The organism is Vibrio variabilis (assembly GCF_003263785.1).
GTDB classification, from domain to species: Bacteria; Pseudomonadota; Gammaproteobacteria; order Enterobacterales; family Vibrionaceae; genus Vibrio; species Vibrio variabilis.
Genome location: NZ_JYJK01000091.1, coordinates 1 through 2,245, shown reverse-complemented (window position 1 = coordinate 2,245; position 2,245 = coordinate 1). Strand labels below are relative to the sequence as shown.

At 44.4% G+C, this 2,245-nt stretch carries 3 protein-coding genes and 1 pseudogene; 3 read left to right on the top strand and 1 reads right to left on the bottom strand.

Features of this window, described 5'->3' with window-relative positions; translation table 11 throughout:
* Together TZ48_RS16835 and TZ48_RS16830 are read left to right on the top strand one after the other, a co-directional pair.
* Positions 1-178: pseudogene (locus TZ48_RS16835) on the top strand (peroxiredoxin); the annotation flags it as partial.
* 184 nt (positions 179-362) lie between these two features.
* The gene (locus TZ48_RS16830; RefSeq protein ID WP_112480013.1) at positions 363-746 is read left to right on the top strand and encodes a hypothetical protein; all 384 of its coding nucleotides are present in this window, start codon (positions 363-365) and stop codon (positions 744-746) included.
* 89 nt (positions 747-835) lie between these two features.
* Here TZ48_RS16830 and TZ48_RS16825 read toward each other — a convergent pair whose 3' ends face one another.
* Positions 836-1,777: an alpha/beta hydrolase gene (locus TZ48_RS16825; protein WP_112480012.1), complete on the bottom strand. Its 942-nt coding sequence runs from the start codon at positions 1,775-1,777 to the stop codon at positions 836-838.
* Between the two features lie 213 nt (positions 1,778-1,990).
* On the opposite strand from TZ48_RS16825, the gene TZ48_RS16820 reads away from it, so the two are divergent.
* Positions 1,991-2,245: redoxin domain-containing protein (locus TZ48_RS16820; RefSeq protein WP_162674631.1), on the top strand; the 255-nt coding region annotated here is incomplete at its 3' end.

The window sequence follows — 2,245 nt, the reverse complement described above, 5'->3', positions numbered from 1 at the left end:
TGTAATCCAAGCAATGGAAATCACTGCAGAAGGTATCGGCCGTGACGCAGAAGACCTAATGCGCAAAGTGAAAGCAGCACAATACGTAGCAGCTAACCCAGGTGAAGTTTGCCCAGCGAAATGGAAAGAAGGTGAAGAAACACTCGCGCCATCTCTAGACCTAGTTGGTAAAATCTAAGCCTATCGCTTGATGTAAACCGGATTATCGAGTCCGTGTTGCGCGCCCCAATACTCTATATTGCTTCTACCATTGGCAATTTAGAGTAGGGGCGTGCAGCCTTTTATAACAGAAAGTTAACTTAAACCTTCACGTATGAGCCATTAGATTCGTCGCTCCTGTTCCTCGCAATTAGAGAATCTCAATGCTCAACAAAAGTCGATTGGCATGCCTTGTCGTGCTCGGTTTCAATTTCCCTTTTCAGGCGTCTGATCTGCCTTTTATGGAACTGCTTGTTGATCGCAATGCGATGGAAGAAAGTGATAGCCGACGCTTTCGCTTTTTCACCCGTGGTGATCGCAATACTCTAAAGCTCACCATCAATCGCGGACTTCGTTCCGGTCAGTATGATTACCAAATTCAAGGTTATCGTATCGAGCATTTGGCGAGGCAAACCGTGACAGTGAATGGTTATGGCAATCAATCGGAGTTAACTATCGAGCTTCCAGATCAGCAGGACAAAGCGTATCAAGGCAGACACGACCTTTTCACAGGGATGCCAGCAACAGTAGTGATACCAGTTCAGTAATATAAGGTTTTGTTTACAGCTCCTCTTTCATTTGGGGAGCTGTTTGGCGTCTGATAACATCTAACTGGGTGTCACTATTCATGGTAACCTCAGTTTTTGATGTGCTCAGAAATAAAATTGTCCACAATGTCGAGTACTTGCGGTGTCCAAAACGGAGCATTGCCATGGTCCGCCCCTTTGAGTTGATAGAACTCAACTTCTTTTTCCGCCTTCTTTAAAGCCTCAAAAAGCAGCACACTCTGACCGAATGGGACTAGCCGATCCTTGCTACCGTGGAATATCAGAAATGGCGGAATTTCCTTATGCTTGTCGACGTAGTTCATCGGATTCGTTTTACTGGCGAGTTCGGTATGTTCGTACACAGCGCGCCCACCAATTAGTCGTCCTTCTGGTGAGTTGGGTGTTTGATGGTCACAAGTGGAAGGTTCATTGTGCATCTGAGTGATATCTGTCGGGCCGTAATAGTTAATAACGGCTTTGATGTTTATTGGCAGCTCTGATGGGCTCTCATCATCAAGCTTTGCTTCGGTCATCGTTAATCCGACCATTGAAGCCGTGTGTCCCCCTGAGGAATCACCCCAGATGATTATTTTGTCAGTGTCGATATTGTATTGTTCGGCATGGCTGACCAGATATCGATATGCGGTTTTAGCATCTTTTATTTGTGCTGGAAACGGGGCGACAGTCGTAGGCCGATATTCGACAATAGCGACGATATATCCACGCTCACTAAACTTACCCAGCTGCACTATTTTAGACTCTAGGTTCTGCTGTAACCAAGCGGAGCCTTGCACATACAAAATCAAAGGAAGCTTGTTAATCGATTCTTCCGTGAATGTTGGTGTAATCATATTTAGATGCAGTGCCATTTCAGATTTTTCAGCATACTGAACTTTTTCCACTTTGCTGTACGGCAATGAGTAGTCAGCGTTAATCACCTTCATTCCATCGGCAGTCAGCTTGCTCTCAGGAAATTCATCGAAAGTCATTTCCATCGGAGCGATGTAGTTGTGCGCTCTCGTCTTTCTCATACGCTGTGAATACTCTATTTTTGAAATCGTTTCTGAGATGAGAGTGATTTTAATCTTCTTTGTGAATAGAAGTCTCGATAAGGATCAAACTTAATAGGAATCTCCTATCAAATGAATAGGAAAGGACGAATTTTCAAAAATAAGCGACTGTTGCAAACTATCTACATCGGCGCAGGACAGTGCCAAAACAAACACTTTAAGAGAGTAAAAATTATGATTAACACCACTATCAAGCCATTTTCAGCAACAGCATTCAAACAGGGCGACTTTGTAGAAATCACAGAGCAAGACGTAAAAGGCAAATGGGCAGTATTCTTCTTCTACCCAGCTGATTTCACATTCGTTTGTCCAACTGAGCTTGGCGACCTTGCAGACCACTATGCAGAGCTTCAAGAGCGCGGTGTTGAGGTTTACTCAGTATCAACAGACACACACTTCACTCACAAAGCGTGGCACGACAGCTCAGAC